The 22737-nt window shown below is 68.3% G+C and carries 21 protein-coding genes; 9 read left to right on the plus strand and 12 right to left on the minus strand.

The features are described from left to right. The first annotated feature begins 237 nt into the window (after nt 1-237). From FFK22_RS14450 to FFK22_RS14465, 4 genes are all read left to right on the plus strand, one after another. Nucleotides 238-525 carry a hypothetical protein gene (locus FFK22_RS14450; protein ID WP_138889437.1) on the plus strand — a complete coding sequence of 96 codons (288 nt, stop codon included), beginning with the start codon at nt 238-240 and terminating at the stop codon, nt 523-525. Between the two features lie 110 nt (nt 526-635). Continuing rightward, complete coding sequence (locus FFK22_RS14455) at nt 636-1703, plus strand: hypothetical protein (RefSeq protein ID WP_138889436.1); 1068 nt, start codon at nt 636-638, stop codon at nt 1701-1703. Beyond that, nucleotides 1700-2101, plus strand: a complete 402-nt coding sequence (locus tag FFK22_RS42945) for a hypothetical protein (RefSeq protein WP_186002467.1) — start codon at nt 1700-1702, stop codon at nt 2099-2101. The genes FFK22_RS14455 and FFK22_RS42945 overlap by 4 nt, the downstream gene beginning before the upstream one ends. Before the next feature lie 330 nt (nt 2102-2431). Next, entirely contained in the window at nt 2432-2989 is a 558-nt protein-coding gene (locus FFK22_RS14465; protein WP_138889435.1) for a P27 family phage terminase small subunit, read from the plus strand. Nucleotides 2990-3097: 108 nt separating this feature from the next. On the opposite strand, the gene FFK22_RS14470 is transcribed toward FFK22_RS14465, so the two are convergent. The 8 genes from FFK22_RS14470 to FFK22_RS14505 all read right to left on the minus strand — a co-directional run bounded on the left by FFK22_RS14470 (nt 3098) and on the right by FFK22_RS14505 (nt 14238). Beyond that, on the minus strand, nt 3098-3961 hold the full coding sequence (locus FFK22_RS14470; RefSeq protein WP_138889434.1) for a hypothetical protein: 864 nt from the start codon (nt 3959-3961) through the stop codon (nt 3098-3100). A 206-nt stretch (nt 3962-4167) separates the two neighbouring features. Continuing rightward, complete coding sequence (locus FFK22_RS14475; protein ID WP_138889433.1) at nt 4168-4629, minus strand: hypothetical protein; 462 nt, start codon at nt 4627-4629, stop codon at nt 4168-4170. 278 nt (nt 4630-4907) lie between these two features. Further along, on the minus strand, nt 4908-6194 hold the full coding sequence (locus FFK22_RS14480; protein ID WP_138889432.1) for a tyrosine-type recombinase/integrase: 1287 nt from the start codon (nt 6192-6194) through the stop codon (nt 4908-4910). A 302-nt stretch (nt 6195-6496) separates the two neighbouring features. Next, on the minus strand, nt 6497-8296 hold the full coding sequence (locus FFK22_RS14485) for an acyl-CoA dehydrogenase C-terminal domain-containing protein (RefSeq protein ID WP_138889431.1): 1800 nt from the start codon (nt 8294-8296) through the stop codon (nt 6497-6499). 12 nt (nt 8297-8308) lie between these two features. Beyond that, nucleotides 8309-10639 (minus strand): 3-hydroxyacyl-CoA dehydrogenase/enoyl-CoA hydratase family protein, encoded by a 2331-nt coding sequence (locus FFK22_RS14490; protein WP_138889430.1) that lies wholly within the window; start codon nt 10637-10639, stop codon nt 8309-8311. A 160-nt stretch (nt 10640-10799) separates the two neighbouring features. Continuing rightward, nucleotides 10800-11939 (minus strand): thiolase family protein, encoded by a 1140-nt coding sequence (locus FFK22_RS14495; protein ID WP_138889429.1) that lies wholly within the window; start codon nt 11937-11939, stop codon nt 10800-10802. A gap of 59 nt (nt 11940-11998) precedes the next feature. After that, nucleotides 11999-12424: a MerR family DNA-binding transcriptional regulator gene (locus tag FFK22_RS14500; protein ID WP_138889428.1), complete on the minus strand. Its 426-nt coding sequence runs from the start codon at nt 12422-12424 to the stop codon at nt 11999-12001. 86 nt (nt 12425-12510) lie between these two features. After that, entirely contained in the window at nt 12511-14238 is a 1728-nt protein-coding gene (locus FFK22_RS14505) for a long-chain fatty acid--CoA ligase (RefSeq protein ID WP_138889427.1), read from the minus strand. Nucleotides 14239-14285: 47 nt separating this feature from the next. On the opposite strand from FFK22_RS14505, the gene FFK22_RS14510 reads away from it, so the two are divergent. Further along, complete coding sequence (locus tag FFK22_RS14510) at nt 14286-16187, plus strand: ABC transporter ATP-binding protein (RefSeq protein WP_221938596.1); 1902 nt, start codon at nt 14286-14288, stop codon at nt 16185-16187. An 8-nt stretch (nt 16188-16195) separates the two neighbouring features. Further along, entirely contained in the window at nt 16196-16357 is a 162-nt protein-coding gene (locus FFK22_RS42950; RefSeq protein ID WP_186002468.1) for a hypothetical protein, read from the plus strand. Between the two features lie 4 nt (nt 16358-16361). Here FFK22_RS42950 and FFK22_RS14515 read toward each other — a convergent pair whose 3' ends face one another. Together FFK22_RS14515 and FFK22_RS14520 are read right to left on the minus strand one after the other, a co-directional pair. After that, on the minus strand, nt 16362-17459 hold the full coding sequence (locus tag FFK22_RS14515; RefSeq protein WP_138889426.1) for an alkene reductase: 1098 nt from the start codon (nt 17457-17459) through the stop codon (nt 16362-16364). A gap of 83 nt (nt 17460-17542) precedes the next feature. Next, nucleotides 17543-18115, minus strand: a complete 573-nt coding sequence (locus tag FFK22_RS14520) for a TetR/AcrR family transcriptional regulator (RefSeq protein ID WP_138889425.1) — start codon at nt 18113-18115, stop codon at nt 17543-17545. 103 nt (nt 18116-18218) lie between these two features. Here FFK22_RS14520 and FFK22_RS14525 point away from each other — a divergent pair, with 103 nt between their 5' ends. Next, on the plus strand, nt 18219-18599 hold the full coding sequence (locus FFK22_RS14525; protein WP_138889424.1) for an Hpt domain-containing protein: 381 nt from the start codon (nt 18219-18221) through the stop codon (nt 18597-18599). Here the strand turns inward: FFK22_RS14525 and FFK22_RS14530 are convergent. Then, the gene (locus FFK22_RS14530) at nt 18541-19362 is read right to left on the minus strand and encodes a phosphate/phosphite/phosphonate ABC transporter substrate-binding protein (protein WP_138889423.1); all 822 of its coding nucleotides are present in this window, start codon (nt 19360-19362) and stop codon (nt 18541-18543) included. The genes FFK22_RS14525 and FFK22_RS14530 overlap by 59 nt on opposite strands. 11 nt (nt 19363-19373) lie before the next feature. Further along, entirely contained in the window at nt 19374-20285 is a 912-nt protein-coding gene (locus FFK22_RS14535) for a fatty acid desaturase (protein WP_138889422.1), read from the minus strand. A 138-nt stretch (nt 20286-20423) separates the two neighbouring features. On the opposite strand from FFK22_RS14535, the gene FFK22_RS14540 reads away from it, so the two are divergent. Then, entirely contained in the window at nt 20424-21278 is an 855-nt protein-coding gene (locus tag FFK22_RS14540; protein WP_138889421.1) for a helix-turn-helix domain-containing protein, read from the plus strand. 238 nt (nt 21279-21516) lie between these two features. Then, nucleotides 21517-22728, plus strand: a complete 1212-nt coding sequence (locus FFK22_RS14545) for an MFS transporter (RefSeq protein WP_221938597.1) — start codon at nt 21517-21519, stop codon at nt 22726-22728. Nucleotides 22729-22737 lie beyond the last annotated feature (9 nt).

Here is a 22737-nt window from a genome sequence, read left to right on the forward strand (position 1 = left end):
TCCGAGCCTCAAACAGCCGGACGGACAATTCCACGGGCTGTACTACGGCCGGCCCCCCGGACACCGGACACACCCTAAAGGGTGGTGTCCGGTCTGTCCGTGTGTCCGACTTGTACAGACCGTGCTTTTCCGCTGTCCGGCCTGGAAGGGAAGGAAGAAGGGAAGAACGAAACGGCGAACCTTCTTCTTCAAGGCCAAACAGCGACTTGGCCGAGAGGCAATGAATGAGGAAGCGAGATGACAACACCGACCCCCTGGACTGCCGCCATCCTGGCCGGCAAGTTTGCGCCCGTCGTCGCACGGACCGCGGCCAATCTCGTGATGTTTCCGCCCGAGTACCAGCCGGACGCGATCGAGCAAAGCCGGCTGGTGCTGCGGCGGGCCGTGCTCGATGTCGGGCTGCTGCTGGCCCGGCATAACACGCCGCTGCCGGGGGCGATGGTCGATGAGGCCGCCGACCTAGTGGCGGATGCCATGCTGGCCGAACTGGCGCGGCTCATGGCCGCCGGCAGCGGCACCGCTTGAAGGTATCAGGGTACCGTGACATGATTCGGTCGGCGGCCCAGCGTCGCCACCCTGGCCGGCGTCGCGGCCCTCGTCCCGTCCGCGGCGCCGGCTCTACCGAAGAGGCGCCGATGCTTGACGACCTGCCCCGCTCGTCCCACCCCAGCGACATCGCGGCGTGGCATGCGCACCGCCGCCGCAATGTCGGCCGTGACTTCCTCGCCGCCGCCCGCGGGCTCGCGATCGGCGCCGGCTCGCCGCAGGCCGCCGCCGCCCATGCCGGCCGGGCCGGGTCGCCGCGGGCCCAGGCCGCGCTCAAGGCCGCTGTTCCGGCCGCTGGGCTCGCCAACTCGGCCGCCCTTCGCCAGCTTGCGGTGGATTACATTCCGACCTTGGCGCCGCGTAGCGTCTTCGCCCGGCTGCTCGGCGACAACCTCATGATTCGCGTCCCGCTCGATAGCCTGCCGGTGACGGCGACCGCTATCGCCACCGCGGCGACCACGCCCGAAGGCAGGGGCAAGCCGGTCAAGGCCATGTCCTTCGCGGCGCCGACCATCCCGCCGCAGAAGGTGGCCTGCATCACCGTCAGCACCGAGGAACTTTGGCGCAGCCTCGCGCCCGGCGGCCCGGCCTTCCTGACGGCGACGCTTGAGGCCGGGATCGCGGTCGGGCTCGACACCCTGCTGTTTGCGGCCGTGCTCGGCGGGCCCCCCACCTTCGCCTGGAATCCGGCGGCGCCGCTCGCGGTGCTGCAACAGGCGCTCGCATCTATCGCCAGCCCGACCGGCCTAACCCGCCCCGTCGCGGCCTGTGACCAGCCCACGGCGATGATCCTGGCCACGACTACGGACACGGCGGGCGCACGGCTGTTCCCCAATGTCGATCTGATCGCGGGCGGTTCGCTGCTGCCGGGGCTGCCGCTGTCGCTGTCGGCGGCGACCGATCCGGGCGTGCTGGTGCTGATCGATGGCAGCGCGGTGGCCGGTGATGTCGCGCCGACCGAACTCGACGAAGCGACGCAGGCATCGCTGATGCTCGACGATGATCCGGGCATCGACAGCTTGACGCCGACCGCGGCCAGCCTGACCAGCTTGTTTCAGTCGAACAGCCGGGCGCTGCGGCTCGAAGCCTATGCCGGCGCGGTGCCGTTGCGCGCGGGCGCCGCGGCGACAATCACCGGGATTGGGGCGACCACGTGAGCGAGGCCGCGCCCGACCCTGCCCGTAACGCCGAGTCCGACGACATCATCGGGATGGTCGATGCCGTGCTGGCCCGGCATCCCGCGCAGGATCCGGGCAGCCGCAAGGCCATTCACATGCTGGCCATCGGACTGGTGCGCGTCGTCGATCTGGCCGGCGGCGAGCTTGCCTCGTTGAAGCGCGAGGTCGCGGGGCTCAAGGCGCGGCTGAAGGAAGCCGAGCAACGGCGCGGCATCACATATCGCGGCGTGTGGAAGGCCGGCGACTTCTACGCCGCCGGCCACGTGGTGACGCATGAGGGCTCGGGATGGCACGCGAATTCCGAAACCAAGTCACGGCCGGGCCAGGATCGATCCTGGACCTTGATGGTGAAGCGCGGACGCGACGGCAGGAAATGATTGGGCCGATGCCCCTCAATCGCGTTTGCAGAGTCGCTGAGGCCGGTCGCGCCTTTCCCCGTGCCGCGGGACAGCGGCCGACCACGCGAGGGCCCTGTACGCCCCGCTCTGACTCGACGGGGGCCTATCCGGCACAGGCGGGGGGTATCTGCGAACTGGTCGCGATCGGGCACGGGGGCGGCGCGGGCAAAGTCCTTCTCGTGGCGCCGGGTTTTCGGAACACTAAATCTTGCGGTGCTCTGCCCGAATTTTGCGTTTTTTAACAATGCCTAACAGTGGCGTGACCCTGGCCCGACCCCGGTGTGACGCCGCCCTGACCCGAGGTGATCCGTGAGAGGACCAAGGCCCAAGCCGACCGCGATCCGCCGCCTTGAAGGCACCCGGTCGCACAAGAAGCAGAATCACCACGAGCCGCAAGGGCGGCCGGGCATCCCGGCGCCGCCAGAGGACATTGGCCCGGCCGAGTTGCGGGTGTGGGTTCGGCTGGGGGCCTCTCTCGCCGCCCAAGGCCTGCTCGGCATCGATGACGGGCCGGCGTATGGCGCCCTGGTCGAGCTGGTGGCCCGGCTCGACACGGTGCGCGACCGGCTGCGGCAGATCGAGGCGCAGGACGGCGCCGCCGCCGCCCTAACTGCCGCAACGGCGCATGGCGGGACCATGGTGCATCCATTGCAGGCCGAGTGGCGCCGGCTCAACGCGGCGGTGCAACGGGCCTATTCGGAATGGGGCATGACGCCTAGCGGCAGGACCCGCGTCGAGGCCCGGAAGGCTGATCCGGTGCCGCCGGACTCGAAGTATTATGGCCTGCTGGGCGGCGACGACGGGGCCGACCTGCCGGACGAGGATTCCGACCCCTGTACGGCATCGCCCGCGCCAGCGAAGCACTGAGGTATCTAGGGCTATGCTGCCCGAGCCGTTTTGCGACCCTTTACGGACTTGCATGCTCCCGACATCACTCCGTTCGGATGGCTCGGGCGGCAACCTGTCTCAACGTGCTTATGGGTGATATCTGTCGGTGATGCTGCGGACCTTCAGGGATGGATCGTCAGGAATTCTAAACCGAAGCTTCCTATGGCGCGTGAATGCGTCCCAGACTGATGAGGTCGCGAGCGCAATGCCGCCTATCATGATTAGAAATCCAACTATTGCGCCAATGAGAACGCTGGGACCGAGCACCCCGGCATCAACAAAGAATTCCCAAGGCCTAATGATATTGAAGGGCGGAAGCAGGCCGTATCCAGTCAGGCCCAAATATAATATTGCAACCCCAATCAATGTGATAATTATCCCGCCGACTCTGTTCGCGTTTTTGAACGGATCGTGATCGCCAGTGGTATTCAAGGCGTCATAAGGTAGTTCCTGAACATCAAGAACGGGGTCAATCTCATCCACGGTTATCTTAAACTTAAAATCATCAGCCTTTGGCTTGCCATCAAAAAGCAACTTAGCAATAAAGAAATCTCTAGGATTAAGAAGTAGGAAATCAAACGCCACCCGGCGCGCATCCGGATCATACTGAGCGTCAACTTTTCTTCCTTCTGGCGAAGCGAATAGTATTGTTGCATCTAGCAGCAAGCAATCGTCTGGGATATCAATTGATAGTGGGTCTATTATATCACGAATTGCTTTGTCGCCAGTGTTGGCCACCAAAAACTGGATCTCATGAAACGCCGTTAGTCTCTGTCCCTGATAAGTTATCTCCATAGCGCTTCTTACGCCAGGATCGACTCCGTCGAGTGGGGATGACGAGAACTTCACGTATGGTGTTAGATGTTTCTTTAGTCCTCTCTTATAGTAGTATTTACTAATAATTTGGGACGCAAGAATGCCAACAATTAAACTGACTATCGATTCCCACATAAATCGCCCTCGCTAACAATGCTGGCGTCCCCCTTCGCCGGTCTGCCACTCACGAAAAGCGGCCGAGCCGTACGGACGTAATGCAAGGCAGTATAGCATGGGCCAGCCACGCCGCTACTCTCGCTTCCCGTCTGCGCCGCGATGCGCCCGAATTCGCCGACCGTCACGCAGCCGGGGAATTCCCTTCCGTCCGGCCGCGGACAAATTCAGGCGCTATCCTGCAGCCGATCCCGGATCATTGCCTTCAAGGCCGGTTCACTACCGGCGTCGCGGACCAGTTCCACCCACAGCCCCGGGCGGCAGAAGGCCGGGATCATGTCCGGAATCTCTTCCGCCGGGATGTCCTGCCCGCGTGCGAACCGGATCAGATCATCCAACAGCGTCAATCGCTGGTGTGGCTGCACCCCATGGGTGCCATCGATCTGCACCGCCCGGGCTGCGGCCCAGTCGAAGCCGTCGATCTTGCCGCCATGGCTGAGATGGTTGCGGGCGTTGTAAACTTCCCACTGCCGATCCCGCGCGTTCGGGCACAGCGCCGCCAGCAGCGTCCGCATGTCGTCGCAGTCGCTCGCTTCCTGGGCTTCCGGCGGCAGGCTGTCGATGATCGTAATGGCATAGGCGAGGGCGCGGACGATGATGTGATGATCGCGGCCGGTGATGTCGGTCATGGCGTTTCCCTGTCTGTCGATCGTCGCTGCACTACGCCGAGGGCCGCCGACGCATCGCCCCGAGAGGAAAGGCAGCACAGCCCAAGCTTCTGGGCAATGGGATATTGTTGGTCCGTGACGACTATTGTGGTCTCTGACGAAGGCCACCCCGACTTATAGTTCACAAATCTGTGACCTAGATTTCGGTCGGCAAATAATGGTCAGGATCGTAAAACCCCAGGCGCCGGGCCGATGACAGCGCCGCCTACCGCGCCGGCCCGCCCGTCAAGCCGGGGCTGTCAGGCCGCATCCCTGGCCGGCTGCTGTTCGCCGCCCACGGCCACAATCTGCATGACCCGCTGCCCCCAGGCATCGAGGGCGGCGATACGCTCGGCCTCGAATTCGAAGGTCTCATAGTGCCCGCGCACGCCGCGCCGGCTTTCGCCGACATGGGCCAAGGCACGGTCCCGCACGTCCTGCGGTACGCCGAGCGCGGCAAGGCCGCTTGAGAACGTGCGACGCAGATCATGCCAGACCCATGGCAGCACCCGCCGCGGCACATCATCCACCACCGCCAACACCGGCCGGCCCTCGTCCGCGGCAAGGCGCTCGACTTCGGCATCAAGCCTAACCCGGAAGTCGGACCAGTCGTTGAGCGGCCGGCGCCCGGTGGCCGAGAAGGGCCAATCCTTCGCCGCCTCGACCCGAGGCCGCAGGATCGCCAGCGTCGGCCCACTGAGCGGCACGAAATGCTCGACCCCGTTCTTGGCCCGCTCTGCCGGAATGATCCAACGGGCGCCGTCGAGGTCCGCCTCGGCCTTGGGCATTTCGCCGACTTCATCGCGGCGGGCGCCGGTCAGGGCCAGCACCTTGACCGCATCGGCATAGGGACCGCCGAGACTGGTGCAGGCGCGCCAGATCAGGCGCAATTCCCAGGGCTGCGGCGTGCGCTCGCGACTGCGGCGCTCTTCCTTCGGCTTGACCCGCCGCCACATCGCCACGTCCACCCCTTCGTGGTCCGCGACCCAATCCAGGAAGGTTTGCACCCGCCGGGCCAGAAGGTCGGCCGCGACCTTGGCGCCGCGGTCCCGCACGCCGTCGCGCAACTCGACCAGATCGGCCCGCGTCAGACTGGCCAGCGGCCGATCCTTCCAGGCCGGCAGCATGTCCACCTTCAAGGTCCGGGCGATTTCGGGACCGGACCGCAGCCGGGCCAGTTTCTCGGCCTCGTAGCGGTCGAACGCCCAGCCGACCGTGCCCTTGACCGGCCCGGCCGCGGCTTGCGCCCCCCTGCGGCTCTTGCGCTTGCGGTGGGTGTCCGCGACCGGCTTGCGCTGGTGCTTGCCGGTCAACAGAATGTCCGCCGCCGCTTGCCGCGCCGCCTCTTCGGCCCAGACCCCGAAGGGGCCGATCGTGACCCGCTTCGGCTTGGCGCCCTTGGCCGGGCGGTACTGCGCCAGGAACACCCGCCCGCCAGCCGGCGTCACCTTGCAGCCATAGCCGATCAGTTGATCATCCCAGACCAGATAGTCCTTCGCCGCCGGCTTCAGCTTCGGCATCATCGTCTTCGACAGGGTGGCGCGCATGGCAGCCTCGTGATTGAATGCTAGCCCCTAGTTAGCATTCCGAATGCTGGTTTACCAGTGTCCGCGCCTGCCCCTTCCTGGCCATTCATGACCACACCGAAATGCGATCTAACACCTTGATATGGCTCAGTAATGTCTGCTTCCGTCCTATCCTGTCCGGTCCTGTCGCAATCGTTCCCGCCTTTTCCCCGAGGAGAGGGGAAACAAGGAGCCGCGCCCGTACACCTCTCCTTGGGGAGAGGTCGAAATCGCCCAGCGATTTCGGGTGAGGGGGCGGTTCAGGACCGCCCGCCCCTGCGGGATCAGAACGCTTCGGCCTCCAGCGCCATCAGCGGCGCCTTGCCGGCCATGATCTGGATGAACAGCGAGCCGGTCTCCGGCAGCATGCGCTGGATGAAGAAGCGTGCCGTCTTCAGCTTGGCGTCGTAGAAGCCGGCGCGGTCGCCCGCATCCGGCGCCTTTTCCAGCGCCACCTTGGCCATCCGCGCCCACATCCAGCCCAGCGCCACCAGGGCGAACAGCTTGAGGTAGTCGGACGATGCGGCGCCGGCCTCCTCCGGGTCCTTCAGGCCCTTCTGGGCGATCCAGGCGGTGGCCTGCTGCAGCTTGCCGAAGGCCTTGGCCAGCGGGCCTACGAACTCCAGCATCGCCTCGTCCTCCGCCGCCTCGCGGATGAAGGCGTCGACCGGGTGGAAGAAGCTGCGCAGCAGCCTTCCCATGTCCTGCGGCATCTTGCGGCCGACCAGGTCCAGCGCCTGGATGCCGTTGGCGCCCTCATAGATCTGGAAGATGCGGGCGTCGCGGACGAACTGCTCCATCCCCGATTCGCGGATATAGCCGTGACCGCCCAGCACCTGCTGCGACCGGACCGCGACCTCCAGCCCCATATCGGTGAAATAGGCCTTGAGGATCGGCGTCATCAGCGACACGAAATCGTTGGCATTCTGCCGGGCTGCCGGGTCGGGGTGCCTGGTGTAGAGGTCGATGTTCATGCCGACCAGGTAGCCCAGCGCCCGCGCGCCCTCGGCGAAGGCCCTACCGGTCAGCAGGTTCTTGCGCACATCCGGGTGGACGATGATCGGGTCGGCCGGCTTGTCCGGCGCCTTCGGGCCGGACAGGGCGCGGCCCTGCAGCCGGTCCTTGGCATAGGCCACGGCGTTCTGGTAGGCGACCTCGGCGATGCCCAGTCCCTGCATGGCGACGCCGAGCCGGGCGGTGTTCATCATCACGAACATCGCCCGCATGCCCTTGTGCTTCTCGCCGACCAGCCAGCCGGTGGCGCCGTCGAGATTCATCACGCAGGTGGCCGAGGCCTTGATGCCCATCTTGTGCTCGATCGAGCCGCAGGCGATGCCATTGCGCGCCCCGGCGACGACCACCCCGCCCTCCTCCTTCGGCAGGAATTTCGGCACCACGAACAGGCTGATGCCCTTGATGCCCGCCGGGGCGTCGGGCAGCCGCGCCAGGACCAGATGGATGATGTTCTCGGTCAGGTCGTGCTCGCCGGCCGAGATGAAGATCTTGGTGCCGGTGATGCTGTAGGTGTCATCGCCGGCCGGCTCCGCCCTGGTGCGGATCAGGCCGAGATCGGTGCCGCAATGCGGCTCGGTCAGGCACATGGTGCCGGACCAGCTGCCGCCGGCCAGCTTCGGCAGGTAGGTCGCCTTCTGCCGGTCGTCGCCATAGGCCGCGAGCGCGTTGTAGGCGCCCTGCGACAGGCCGGGATACATGCCGAAGGAGGAGTTGGCGGAGGACAGCACCTCCTCGATCACGACATTCACCGCCTTGGGCATGCCCTGGCCCCCGAAGGCCGGGTCGGCGGACAGGCCGGTCCAGCCGCCCTCGGCGAAGGTGCGGTAGGCTTCCTTGAAGCCCTTGGGCGTGTAGACCACGCCGTTCTCGAAGCGGCAGCCCTCCTCGTCGCCCGGCTGGTTCAAGGGCGCCAGCTCGGTCTCGGCCAGGCGCGCCGCCTCCTCCAGGATGGCGTCGACGGTGTCGGGCGTCGCCTCCTCATAGCCGGGCAGCTGGGCGAGCCGGTCGGCGTCCAGCAGCTCGTGCAGCACGAAGCGGATGTCGTCGAGCGGAACCTTGTAGCTGGGCATCGTCAGATCCTCTCAGTTCCGCAGCGGCTTGCCGGTGGCCAGCATGTGCTCGACCCGGGCGATGGTGCCGGGGGCCCGGACCAGCGTGGTGAAGGCCTCGCGCTCCAGCGCCAGCACATCGTCCTCGGTCAGCATCTCGGTGATTTCGGTGTCGCCGCCGGATAGCACGGTCGCCAGCTTGTCGGAGACGACGATGTCGTAGGGCGTCGCCTTGCCGCTGCGGGCCAGGTCGGCGACCGCCAGGGCCAGCGCGGTGCGCGCGGTCGGGCCCGGCAGCCGGATCTCCTCGGCCGGCTTGGGCGGCTGGTAGCCTTCGGCCATGGCGAGCGCGCGGGCCTTGGCGTCGGCCAGGAGGCGGTCGCGGTTCATGGTGATGCCGTCATTCGGCCGGAAATACAGCAACTCCTTGGCCTCGAAGGCCGATTTCGCCACCCGGGCGGTGCCGATGGTCTCGAACACCTGCCCGATCGGCGGCATCGGCCCGCCGGGACGCTTCGGCTGGCCATAGGCGCGCAGCAGCATCTCCTTGCAGCCGCCCCAGCCGGGGATCAGCCCGACGCCGACCTCGACCAGGCCGCAATAGGTCTCGGCATGGGCCTGGATCGCGGCCGCGTGCAGCAGGATCTCGCAGCCGCCGCCCAGCGCCATGCCCGAGGGCGCGGCCACGGTCGGGAACGGCGCGAATTTCAGCGCCTTGTACGCATCCTGCCCGCCCTTCACCAAGGCCTCGATCTGCGGCCACAGGGCGATGTTGATGCCGAACAGGGCGAGGCCGAGATTGGCGCCGACCGAGAAATTGGTGCCCTCGTTGTAGATCACCATCGCCTTGTATTTGGTGGCGGTGATGCGGATCGCCTCGCCCAGCAGCGCCATGGTCTGGTCGTCGAGGCTGTTCATCTTCGAGATGAACTCGAAGCAGGTGACGCCGTCGCCGATGTCCCACAGCGCCGCCGAGCCGTTCCGGGCGATCGGCTTGGCGGTCCGCTTGATGTCGGCCAGCAGCAGCACCCCGTCCGGCCGCTTCACCTCGGCATAGTCGCCGCCGGTGGTCAGGTATTGCAGCTTGCCGTCCTGGACCCGGTAGAAGCTGCGGCCCTGGGCGGACTTCAGCAGCGCCGGCACCGGCTTGCCCTGGCTCTCCAGCCAGCCGATCAGCCAGTCGGCGCCGACCTGGTCGATCAGCTCGAACGGGCCGAAGCTCCAATTGTAGCCGAGGCGCATGGCCTCATCGACCGCCACCACCGTGTCAGCGATCTGCGGCACCAGCCCGGCGGCGTAGGACAGGGTCTGGCCCAGCACCCGGGCGGCGTATTGGCCGGTCTTGTCGTCGAAGGCGACCAGCGCCTTCAGCCCGCCGCTGCGGGCGGCGTCGACGCTGTCCAGCTTCGGCTTCTCCGACTTCGCCCAGGCGCCGGACTTCAGGTCGATGCTCTCCTTCACCCGGGCACCGTCGGCGGCCTTGCTGAGGCGGTAGAAGCCGCCCTTGCCCTTGCGGCCGGTGTAGCCCTCGGCGATCAGCGTCTCGATCGCCGGCTCGACCCGGTAGATCTCGCGATACCCGTCATCCTTGGGCAGGGTCGCCAGCAGGCTCTTGGCGATATGCGGCATCAGGTCGAGCCCGACCAGGTCGATCAGCCCGAACACCCCGGTCTTCGGCACGCCCATCGGCCGGCCGGCCACCGCATCCGCCTCCTCCACCGTCAGGCCGAGGTCGAAGGCGGCGTTGACCGCCGACTGGATCCAGTAGGTGCCGATGCGGTTGGCGATGAAGCCTGGCGTGTCCTTGCAGTCGACCACGCCCTTGCCGAGGCGGAGATCGGCGAAGCCGCGGATGGCGGCCACCAGCGCCGGATCGGTCTCCGGCCCGGTCACCAGCTCCAGGAGGCGCATGTAGCGCGGCGGGTTGAAGAAATGGGTGATCAGGAAGCCGCGCCGGAACGCCTCGGACCGGCCCTCGGTCAGGATCGCCAGCGGGATGGTCGAGGTGTTGGAGGAGACGGCCGCACCGGGCTTCATCACCTTTTCGATCCGGGCGTAGAGGTCCTGCTTGACCGCCGGATCCTCCAGCACCGCCTCGACGATCCAGTCGCAGCCGGCCAGCTTGCCGAGGTCGTCCTCGGTGTTGCCGGGGGTGACCAGCTTCGCCGCCGCCTTCGACATGAAGGGCGCCGGGTCGGCCTTGGCCATGCGCGCCAGCGCGCCCTCGGCCACCGCGTTCCGGTTGGTCGCGCCTTTCGGCACGATGTCGAGCAGCAGCACCTGCACGCCGGCATTGGCGAAATGCGCCGCGATGCCGCTGCCCATCACGCCCGCGCCGATCACCGCGACTTGCTTGATGTCCATGGTCTCAGCTCCCTGGTGCCGCGTCCTCCGTCATCTCCTCTCTGCCCGTCATCCCCGCGAAAGCGGGGATCTCCTGAAGACCCGGATGGCCCGACGAGATTCCCGCTTTCGCGGGAATGACGAGGAAGGGATGGGGTGCGCGGACGTCGTCTCGTTGTGGTCAGGCGGCCTCGAGCACCGTGGCGATGCCCTGGCCGCCGCCGATGCACATGGTGGCGAGGGCCAGATGCTTGCCCTCCCGCTTCAGGATCGACGCGGCCTTGCCGGTGATCCGGGCGCCGGAGGCGCCGAGCGGGTGGCCAAGCGCGATGGCGCCGCCGTCGATGTTGGTCCTGGCCCAGTCCAGCTCGAGGTCGCGGCCGACCGCCAGCGCCTGGGCGGCGAAGGCCTCGTTCAGCTCGACCACGTCGATGTCGCCGATCGTCAGCCCGGCGCGCTTCAGCGCCTTGCGGCTGGCACCGACCGGGCCGATGCCCATGATCTCCGGCGCGCAGCCCGACACCGCGATCGACTTGATCCGGGCCAGGATCGGCAGCCCCGCCGCCTTGGCGAAAGCCTCGCTGGTCACCAGCGTCGCCGAGGCGCCGTCGGTCAGCGGGCTGGAGGTGCCGGCGGTGACCGTGCCGTTCTGGTCGAAGGCCGGCTTCAGCCCGGACAGGCCTTCCTGGCTGGTGTCCGGGCGGATGGTGCCGTCGCGGTCGACCGTGCCGTCCCTGGTCGCGATCGCCACAACCTCGCCGGCGAAGCGGCCCTCGGCCCAGGCCTTGGCCGCCCGCTGCTGCGAGCGGATGGCGAAGTCCTGCTGGCTTTCGCGGGTGATCTGATACTTCACCGCCAGGTTCTCGGCGGTCACGCCCATGTTGAAATAGGCCTGCGGCATCTCGGCCGCCAGCTTCGGGTTCGGCGCCGGGTTGAAGCCCATCATCGGCACCCGGGTCATGCTCTCGACCCCGGCGCACAGAAAGGCCTCGCCCGCGCCCATCTGGATCGCGCCAGCGGCCTGGTGGATCGCCTGCATCGACGAGCCGCAGTAGCGGTTGACGGTGACGCCGCCGACCGATTGCGGCAGCCCGGCCAGGAACACGACCATGCGGGCCATGTTGAAGCCCTGCTCGCCCTCCGGGAAGGCGCAGCCGAGGATCAAATCCTCGATCGCCTCGGGGTCGACCTTGGTCTCGGCGACCAGCGCCTTGATCACGTCGGCGACCAGGTCGTCGGGCCGCACCCGGCGCAGGTCACCCTTATTGGCGAAGTGATGCGGCGACCGCTTGAACCCGGCGATGACGACGCTCTTGTCCATGGTGGTCTCAGGCTCCTCAGATTTTCTTGTCGCGGGCGCGCCCGCGGATGGGCGGCGGCTCAGCCTTCCGGCAGCGCGCCTTCCCGCTTCAGGAAACCGACGATCTCGTCCTCGATGCCCTTGAGGTCCTCGATCGTCTGCTGCACGTCGACCAGCTGGGTCTCGAGGGCGGCGCGCCGCGCCCGGGCGCGGCCGAGGAAATAGGACATCTGCCCGACCTGACCGTGCTCGCGGTCATAGAGGTCGAGGAACTCCCGGATCTCGGCCAGGGAGAAGCCGAGGCGCTTGCCGCGGCAGATCAGCGCCAGCCGAGCCCGGTCGCGATGGCTGTAGATGCGGGTCAGGCCGGCGCGCTCGGGCGACAGCAGGCCTTCGTCCTCATAGAACCGGATGCTGCGCGGGGTGATGTCGAAGGCCGCGGCGAGATCGCCGATCGAATAGCTGCGCTGCTCGACTTCCGCCTTCTCCCTGATGCCCGCCTCCATGGCGCTCTGCCTCCGACCGCGTCACTGCATGCCGTTTACGTAAACGTAAAGTACCGCAGCCCGAGACCCGGGTCAATCGGCAGCGCTCAGGTACCAGTGCGCGCCGCCTGCGGCGCGGCCGTCGCCTTCGCCGCCTCTTCCTCCAGCACGGCCTTGCGCGACAGCTTGCCGATCAGGGTCTTCGGCAGCGGCGCGTCGCGGAACTCGACCAGCTTCGGCATCTCGATCGGCGACAGCTTGTCCTTGAGGAACTCGACCAGCCCCTCGGCGGTCAGACTCTGGCCGGCGCGCAGCTTGATATAGGCCTTCACCGTCTGGCCGCGATACGGGTCCGGCAGGCCGGCGACGATGCATTCCTCCACCGCCGGGTGGAGGTAGATCGCCTCCTCGACATTGCGCGGATAGACGTTGAAGCCGGAACACAGGATCATGTCCTTGATCCGGTCGACGATGAAGGTGTAGCCGTCCTCGTCCATGGTGCCGACGTCGCCGGTGTGCAGGCGGCCGTTGCGCAGCACATCCGCCGTGTCCTCCGGCCGGTTCCAATAGCCCTTCATCACCTGCGGCCCGCGGATGCAGACTTCGCCGCGCTCGCCGGTCGGCACCACCGTGCTGCGGTCCTCCAGCGACACGATCTCGATCACGGTCTGCGGCAGCGGGATGCCGATCGAGCCGGTCTTGTTGACGCCGAACAGCGGGTTGCAGGTGGCGATCGGCGAGCTTTCCGACAGGCCGTAGCCCTCGACCAGCTTGCAGCCGGTCGCCGCCTCGAAGGCGTGCTTGACCTCGACCGGCAGCGGCGCGCCGCCCGAGATGCAGCGCTTCAGCGACGACAGGTCGTATTTCGCCCGCTCGGGGAAGTTGGCGATCGCGGTGTAGATGGTGGGCACCGCCGGGAACAGGGTCGGCTTCCTGTCGTGGATCGTCTTCATGACGGTCTCGAGCTCGAAGCGCGGCAGCATGATGATCTCCGCCCCCGCCCAGATCGCCAGGTTCATCGCCACGGTCATGGCGAAGACGTGGAAGAAGGGCAGCACGGCCAGCATCCGGTCCTGGCCCGGAGTCATGCCCTCGAACCAGCAGCCGGCCTGCACCGCGTTGGCGTAGAGGTTGAAATGGGTCAGCATCGCCCCCTTGGGCGTGCCGGTGGTGCCGCCGGTGTATTGCAGCACCGCCAGATCCTCCTGCGGCGCAATCGGCACCGGGGCAAAGCGGCCGTCGTTGCGCACCAGGTCGTTCCAGCGCAGGTGCCGGCCGTCCTTCGGGACCTTCGCCACCTCGCGCCGCTTGACGATCGGGAACAGCAGGTTCTTCGGGAAGGGCAGCACGCCCGCCATCGGGCAGACCAGGATCCGCTTCAGCGCGGTGCGGCCGAGCAGCGGCAGCAGCTTGTCGTGCAGCTGCGCCAGGTCGAGCGTCACCATCAGCTCGGTGCCGCTGTCGTCGATATTGGTGATCAGCTCGCGCTCGGCATAGAGCGGGTTGAAATTGACCACCACGGCGCCGCACTTGAGCAGCGCAAAGTAGCAGATCACGAAATACGGGCAGTTCGGCAGGAACAGCCCGACCCGGCTGCCCTTGCCGATGCCGGCGGCCTGAAAGCCCTTGGCGGCGCGGGCGACCAGGTCGCCGATCTGGCCGTAGGTCAGGGTCTTGTCCATGAAGGTGGCGCAGGGGCGGTCGGCGAACCGCGCCACGGCGTCGTCGAGGATGGCGTAGAGCGGCCGCGGCTCGATCGGCTGCTTCCAGTCGATGGCCGGCGGGTACAGCTTGGCCCAGGCATTCGGGCGTCCCGAGGCAAACGCCTCCGTCATTTCGGTCTCCCCACGGACTTTCTCGGGCCGCAGCACGGCCTTATCGCATGATGGTGCCGATCAGCGGAACCGGCCGCAAGGTTGATGCGGAGCCGGGGCCGTGGTTTAACGGCGCGCCCGACACCAGAGTCCGGATCACCTTGGCCAAGCACAAGGACAAGAAGCCGCAGCCGCGGCGGATGAGCGACCGCGAGATCAGCCAGCGGCTGCTGCGCAACTACATCCGGCCGCATTGGCCTAAGGTGGCGCTGGCGCTGCTGTGCATGGCGCTGACGGCCGCCGCGACAGCAGCCTCCGCCTGGGTGATGAAACCGGTCATCGACGGCATCTTCACCGACCGGAACGGCGCCCTGCTGTGGCCGCTGGCCACCGCGGTGATGACGATCTTCGTGGTCAAGGCCGCCACCGGCTACGCCCAGGGCGTGATCCTGAACAATGTCGGCCGGCTGATCATCGCCGAGCTGCAGGTGCGGATGTTCCGCAACCGGGTGCGGGCCGACCTCGCCACCTTCCATGAGACCACCTCGGGCCGGATGGTCAGCCACTTCACCAACGACGTGCAGGCGATGTACGGCGCGGTGGCGACCGGCATCACCGGCTTCGGCCGCGACCTGCTGTCGCTGGTCGCGCTGGTCGCGGTGATGTTCTACACCGATATCGAGCTGGCGGCGGTCACCTTCATCATCTTCCCGCTGACCGTGCTGCCGGTGATGCAGATCGGCAAGCGCATCCGCAAGATCACCGGCAAGACCTTCACCCAGTACGGCTCGCTGAACAACCATCTCGGCCAGGTCTTCCAGGGCATCCGCCACGTCAAGGCCTACAACGCCGAGGAGCGCGAGACCGGCCGCGCCGCCAAGATCATCAACGAGGTCTCGCGGCTGCGGCAGAAGGCGATGCGGATCAGCTCGGCCACCAACCCGATCCTGGAGATCCTGTCGGGCGTGGCCATCGTCATCGTCATCCTCTATGGCGGCAACGAGGTCATCACCGGGTCGCGCACCACCGGGTCGTTCTTCGCCTTCATCGCCGCGCTCTTGATGGTCTATGAGCCGCTGAAGCGGCTGGCCAACCTGCACAACACCCTGTCCTCCGGCTTCGCGGCGGCCGAGCGGGTGTTCGAGACGATCGATTCGGTGCCGACCATCCGCGACGCGCCGGACGCGATGGCGCTGACCCAGTGCCGGGGCCGCATCACCCTGGCCGACGTCCACTTCTCCTACAGTGCGAGGATCCCGGCGCTGCGCGGCGTGACGCTGGAAGTGCCGGCCGGCAAGACGGCGGCGCTGGTCGGGCCGTCGGGCGCCGGCAAGTCGACGATCCTGAACCTGATCCCGCGCTTCTATGACGCCACCGAGGGCACGGTCGCGATCGACGGTCACGACGTCCGCGGCCTGACCCTGCATTCGCTGCGCGACCACATGGCGCTGGTCAGCCAGGAAGTGACCCTGTTCGACGACACGGTGCGCGCCAACATCGGCTATTCCCGCCCCGGTGCCAGCCAGGACGAGATCGAGGATGCCGCCAGGGCGGCGGCGGCGCACGAGTTCATCCAGCGCCTGCCCAAGGGCTACGACACCATGGTCGGGGAGCAGGGGGTGAAGCTGTCGGGCGGGCAGCGCCAGCGCCTCTCGATCGCCCGGGCGATGCTGAAGAACGCGCCGATCCTGCTGCTGGATGAGGCGACCTCGGCGCTGGATACCGAAAGCGAGCGGCAGGTGCAGGCGGCGCTGACCCAGCTGATGGCCGGGCGCACCACGCTGATGATCGCGCACCGCCTGTCGACGGTGCGCAATGCCGACCTGATCTATGTGCTGGACCATGGCCGCGTGGCCGAGGTCGGCAGCCATGCGGAGCTGATCGCCGGCGGCGGCCTGTACGCCCGGCTGTGGGCGATGCAGACCGCCGATGACGATGAGCTGGCCGCGATGGCGGCCGAGCCGATGTGAGAATGCCGATGAGCGAGACCGATAAGCTGCAGCAGCGCCTGCGCGGGATGCGCTGGTTCGCCGTCTGGGCGCTGATCTTCGGCCTGGGAATCGGCTTCTATGCCGGCTTCACCCTGGGCGTCGACACCGCCCGCGACGCCGCCGCGGTGACGGCGCCGAAGGCGGGCTAGACAATCAGGCGGCCGCCTGCTGCAGCGCAGGATAGTCGGTGTAGCCGCGGGCGTCGCCGCCGTAGAAGGTGGCCTGGTCCGGCGTGTTCAGCGGCGCATCGCGGCGCAGCCGCTCGACCAGGTCCGGGTTGGCGATGAACAGCTTGCCGAAGGCGACGAGGTCGGCGCGGCCGGTCTCCACCGCCTTGATCGCCAGGCCGCGGTCATAGCCGTTGTTGGCGATGTAGCTGCCCTTGAACAGCCGGCGCAGGGCCTGGAGGTCGGCGCCGGGCGGCAGCTCGCGGGTGCCGCCGGTCTGGCCCTCGACCAGGTGCAGGAAGCCGAGGCCGAGCCCGCTCAGCCCCTCGATGGCGTGGCCGAAGGTCGCCATCGGGTCGCTGTCGGCGATGTCGCCGAAATTGGAGAAGGGCGACAGGCGGACGCCGACCCGGCCAGGCGTCCACACCTCGGCCACCGCCTCCGACACCTCGAGCAGCAGCCGGGCCCGGTTGGCGACCGGGCCGCCATAGGCGTCGGTCCGCTTGTTGGTGCCGTCGGCCAGGAACTGGTGCAGCAGGTAGCCGTTGGCGGCGTGGATCTCGACCGCGTCGAAGCCGGCCTCCCTGGCGTTGCGTGCGGCCTGGGCGTAGTCGCGGACGATCCGCGGCAGCTCATCCGTCTCCAGCGCCCGCGGCGTCGAGGGCTGGACGAAGCCCTCGCCGTCGAAGACCCGGCTGTCGGCGGCGATCGCCGACGGTGCGACCGGCGCCGCGCGACCCGGCTGCAGCACCGCGTGCGAGATCCGGCCGACATGCCACAGCTGCGCCGCGATCCGGCCGCCGGCCTTGTGCACGGCGTCGGTCACCTGCCGCCAGCCGGCCACCTGCTCCGGGCTGTGGATGCCCGGGGTCCAGGCATAGCCCTTGCCCTCCGGCGAGATCTGCGTGCCCTCGGTGATCAGCAGGCCGGCCGTGGTCCGCTGGGCGTAGTATTCGGCGTTCAGCGCGTGCGGCACGTCGCCGTCGGGCCGCGCCCGGTTGCGCGTCAGCGGCGCCATCACGATCCGGTTCGGCAGCTCCAGGTCGCCGATCCGGGTCGGCGTGAACAGCTTCGGGACAGTCATCATTCTCTCCGGTTGAAGGCTAGATTCGGGACTGTTCGGTCCAAAATCGAGCCGAAAAACACGAGGGTGGGGTCCGGCCGGCCTCACCGCATCAGCGGCTCGGAGGCGGCCAGGAGGTCGTCGATCGCGGCAGGTGCAGTGCCCGCCTTGTGCATAACGCAGGCGCCGAAGGCGATCGCCAGCAGGCTGCGGGCCCGGGCGGCCATCGCCGCGGCGTCGCCGCCGCCCTGCCGCGCCAGCAGCCCGGCCAGCAACGCCTCCAGCCGCTCGAGATGGCGGCGGCTCAGGGCCTCGACCTCTGGGTCGTGCGGCGCCAGCTCGACCGCGCTGTTGATCAGGAAGCAGCCGTCGCGGCTGCCGCGGGCACCGGAGATGCCGGCGACCGCAAGGCGCAAGGCGCGGCCGGGGTCGGGCTCGGCCGCCACCCGCTGCTCAAGCTGGGCGAAGCGCGAGTCGTTGTAGCGCTGGATCGCCGCCAGCAGCACGTCGTGCTTGGAGCCGAAGCTGCCATAGAAGCTGCTGCGGCTGAGATCCATCGCCCGGGTCAGGTCGTCCAGCGACGTCGCCTCGTAGCCCTGGCGCCAGAACAGAGCCATCGCCGCGTCGAGCGCGGTGTCCTTGTCGAATTCGCGGGGACGGCCGGGTGGGGAAACCATGGCTGGAATATGGACCGCCCGTTCCGGAATACAAGACGCGTCGCTTCGCGCCTGGAAGTCGGGGTCCGGCGAAGCGATATGAGAGAGGGTGGTGGAGGCACGGATGACCGGCAACGGTCCGCGATACCAGTTCGACCCGGCGGCGCTGGAGCGCAACCTGTCCGGATTCGACGACGGCGCCCGCCGGGCGATGGTCGACGACCTGCTCGAGGAGCTGCGCGAGCGCGCCGAAGCGATCGCCGCCGCAGCCGGTGCCGGAGACCGCGAGGCCCTGGCGCTGGAGGCCTATGCCCTGCGCTCCTGCGCCGCGATCTGCGGCGCCCGCGCCTTGATCGACATCGCCGAATCGCTCGGCGACAAGGGCAACCGGCCGGGCCGGCCCCAGGAGCTGGCCAAGGTGGCCAAGGCCCGGGTGGCCGAGACCGTCAGGGCGCTGGAGCTGTGGCGCAGCGGCGAGACGGAGCGGAGACCGGAGGAATGCTGACCGGCTGCGGCGGGATCGCGTCGTAATCGGCCTCGCCCAGGATCTCGATGCCATCGATCAGCAGCGCCGCGCGGACCTCGGCCAGCGCCGGATCGGCCAGGGCGCCGCGCAGGGCCGATTGCAGCGCCGCGACCGTCGCGTCATCCACGTCGCGGCGGGTCACCAGGGGCAGGCTCGGCGCGAGCGCGGTGCGGCCGATCACGCGCAGCCCGGCCGTCGAAGCGGGGCGGTGCCGCTGCAGCAGCGCATAGGTGACGCAGTCGATCGCGGCGATGTCCGCCTCCCCCACCGCCACGGCCGCGACGCTGTCGGCATGGGCGCCGGTGACCAGGGCGGCGCGGAAGAACTGCGGCTCCGGCAGCACCGCAGCGAAAGCCACCCAGCCGGACAGGCTGTCCCAGCCGTTGACGGCACAGACAGCACCGCGGAAATCCGCCAGCCCGCCGCCCGGCGCAGCCGCGCGCACCACCAGTTGGCTGCAATAGCGCGGGCCGTCGCAGCCCGGCGCGGCGTAGCGGGGCGTCGCCACCAGCCGCAGCCGGTCGCGGTAAGTCCGGACATAAGGGTTGCCGCAGGTCTGGCTGAGCAGCAGCGCCGGGTCCGCCCACAGATCATGCGTCGTCGGGCCGCGGCTCAGGGCCGGTGGCGCCGCCACACCGGCGACCGACAGACGCGCGGCGACCGCCGACCACAGCGCATCGGTGGCCCAGCGGATTTCCGGCAGATCGTACATCGGAAGGCTGACCGTGCCGGGTACGGCCATGGTCGCTGCCGTCACTTGGCGCGCCGCTCGACGTCGAAATCGGGATGCACCGGCGTGTCGACCGGGCGGAACAGGTAGCGCCGGGCGATCTCGCCATAGCCGTGGTAGTGGCCGGCCCCGCGGGCGGCGACGCCGGCGGAGTCATTGGCGGCGGCGAAGCGCGGCAGCCGGTACCAGGCTAGGCCCGGCCGGGCGTGATGCGCCACATGCAGGTTGTTGTTGAGGAACAAGAGCGAGAAGAACGATCCGGACGACACCACGGCGGTGCGCAGCCCTTCCGGCCCGGCGCGGTGCTCGGCGAAGGACCGCAGCAGCGACACCGACGTGCCGGCGTAGCAGGTGGCGACGTAGAGGATCGGCGAGATGCCGAAGCCGATGGTGACCACGGCCAGCACAACGGCAGCACCGGCCAGATGCGCCGCCCAGACGATGCGCGCCTCGCGGTCGTGCCGCAGCTTCGGCAGCTCTTCCGCCCACAGCCCGTACCAGGCCAGGGCCGGGCCGATCAGGAAGCGACCCAGCAGCGTGCGGTTGAAGTACAGCACCGCCCGCCCGGCCGGGCTGAGCGCCGACCAATGGTCGTCGGTGACGTAGTAGCTTTCCGGATCCTCGACCGGCGAGGTCAGATGCGCGTCGCGGTGATGGCGCAGATGCAGGTCGCGATAGCTGGCATAGGGCAGCCACAGCGACAGGGGTATCCAGCCGACCGCCGTGTTGATCCGGCGCGACCGGGTCGGGTGCCCGTGGATGGTCTCGTGCTGCAGCGACCCGTGCCAGGCCAGCAGCACGGCGCCGATGGCGATGAACAGCGGCGCCGGCAGCGCCGCATGGAACCACAGAAGCGCCGCCCAGCCGCCATAGGTCGCGACGGCCACCGCCCAGGTCGGTCCTTCGAAATTCGCTCGCTTTACCGTTTCTGCCATCGTCCCGATCCCTTTCGGATTCAGGCTCTCGCAAAACGGTCATGTCGGACAATGCGATAATGCGCACAAAACGACGCGGTTGATGTAGTCTCATCCAGACTGTTGTGAAACCGCACAAATTGTTTTGGAAACCCCGCAATGGCGCAGTCCCGCCACGATATGATCGAGACCTTCCGCGCCCGGCTGGAGGAGATCATCGCCGCCTCCGGCCAGAGCCGCAGCGCCTTCGCGGCCGCGGCCGGGATGGACCGGTCGACCCTGTCGCAGATCCTGTCGCCGGCGAATGACCGGCTGCCGCGGGCCGAGACCCTGGCGGCGATCGCGGCCGCCCGCCAGGTCAGCATCGACTGGCTGCTGGGGCTGAGCCAGCGCGGCCCGCTCTCCGCCGATATCCTGCCGGAGCGCATGGCCATCGAGCGCGACGCGCAATGGGCCGATGACGAGCGGCTGGTCGCCTGGCACCGCGAGGCGATCGGCTACAAGATCCGCCATGTCGCGACCACCCTGCCCGACCTGTTGAAGAACCGCGACGTGATCCGGCACGAGCTGGAGCATTTCGCCGGGGCGGGGCCGGAGCAGCGGATCGAGACCGCGGCCGCCCGCCTGGCCTATCAGCGCCGGCCGGAAACCGACATGGAGGCCTGCAACTCGATCCAGGCGATCGAGGGCTTCGCCCGCGGCGAAGGCATCTGGCACGATCTCGACACCTCGGTCCGGGCCCGCCAGTTGGACCACATGATCGCGCTGGTGGAAGAGCTGTACCCGACCTTCCGCTGGTTCTTCTATGACGGAAGGCAGCACTATTCCGTGCCGGTGACGGTGTTCGGGCCGCTCAGGGCCGTGATCTATCTCGGCGGCATGTACTTCCTGTTCAACTCGACCGAACATATTCGCGCCCTGTCGGAGCATTTCGACAGCCTGATCCGCGGCGCCATCGTCCAGCCGCCCGACGTGCCCAAGCTGCTGCGCCGGCTGCGGGCCCGGCTGGGGTAAGGACAGCGAACTCAATCCATTGATCCGTCATGGCGAGCCCCGAAGGGGCGTGGCGTTGCGCGCCTCGCCATGACGGAAGAGAGCCGGAGGGTCGATCTCAGAGGCCATTGGTATCAGCCGTTGTCAGCCGCGCCGATCGCTCAACTCAGCCATGTCGGACTTTTGTGCACCGCAGCAGCGCCGGGCGTTCTATATTTGATCCTTCCCTGACCGCTTCCGTTGCCGAAGAGGCGTCGCCATGGGCGAGCGCGCACATCCTGCCGTCCCGGCGATCACGCCGGCGATGATGTTCCTGATGGCGGTCGCCTGCGGCGCCATCGTCGCCAACCTGTACTACGCACAGCCGCTGATCGCGCTGATCGCGCCGTCGGTCGGGCTCGGCACCGTCGCCGCCAGCCTGGTGGTCACCCTGACCCAGATCGGCTACGGCGTCGGGCTGATCCTGCTGGTGCCGCTGGCCGACATGGTCGAGAATCGGCGGCTGGTGGTGCTGACCCTGTCGGGCACGGTGGTCGCGCTGCTGATCGCCGCCCTGGCGCCGACCGCCGGCATCTTCCTGTTCGCGGCGCTGCTGATCGGCCTCAGCTCGGTCGCGGCGCAGGTCCTGATCCCGATGGCGGCGCATATGGCGCCCGACGCGATCCGCGGCCGGGTCGTCGGCAACATCATGAGCGGCCTGCTGCTGGGCATCCTGCTGGCCCGGCCGGTCGCCAGCGTGGTGGCCGAGCTGTTCGGCTGGCGCGCCATCTTCTTCCTCTCCACCCTGCTGATGGCCGGCCTGCTGGCGGTCCTGGCCTGGCGCCTGCCGCAGTACCGGCCGGCACCGGGGCCGAGCTACGGCCAGGTGCTGCGCTCGCTCGCCACCCTGTTCCGCCGCACGCCGATCCTGCAGCGCCGCGCCGCCTACCAGGCCGCGCTGTTCGCCGGCTTCAGCCTGTTCTGGACCGCGGTGCCGCTGGAGCTGGCCGGCCCGCGCTTCGGCTATAGCCAGGCCGGCATCGCCGTCTTCGCCCTGGTCGGCGCCGCCGGCGCCCTGGCGGCACCCCTGGCCGGGCGCATCGCCGATCGCGGCTGGACCCGCCCCGCCACCTTCGGCGCCCTGGCCTCGGTCGCCGCCGCCTACGCCATGGCCTGGGCTGGCGGCGCCGCCGGGTCGGTGGTGCTGCTGGCCGCTGCCGGCGTGCTGCTCGACTTCGGGGTGCAGGCCAACATGGTGCTGGGCCAGCGCGCCATCTACGCCCTGGCGCCGGAGGCGCGCGGCCGGATGAACGGGCTCTACGTCGCCAGCGCCTTCGCCGGCGGTGCCATCGGCTCCGCCATCGCCAGCGGCACCTTCAGCGCCGGCGGCTGGTCGCTGGTCAGCTGGGTCGGCCTCGCCTTCCCCGCCGCGGCACTGCTGCTGTATACGACCGAGCTGTTCTGCCGCCGGCCGGTGCCGCGCCGCGCCTGACGGCCGGCC

It is taken from the genome of Mycobacterium sp. KBS0706, from assembly GCF_005938675.2.
Classification (GTDB): domain Bacteria; phylum Pseudomonadota; class Alphaproteobacteria; order DSM-16000; family Inquilinaceae; genus Inquilinus.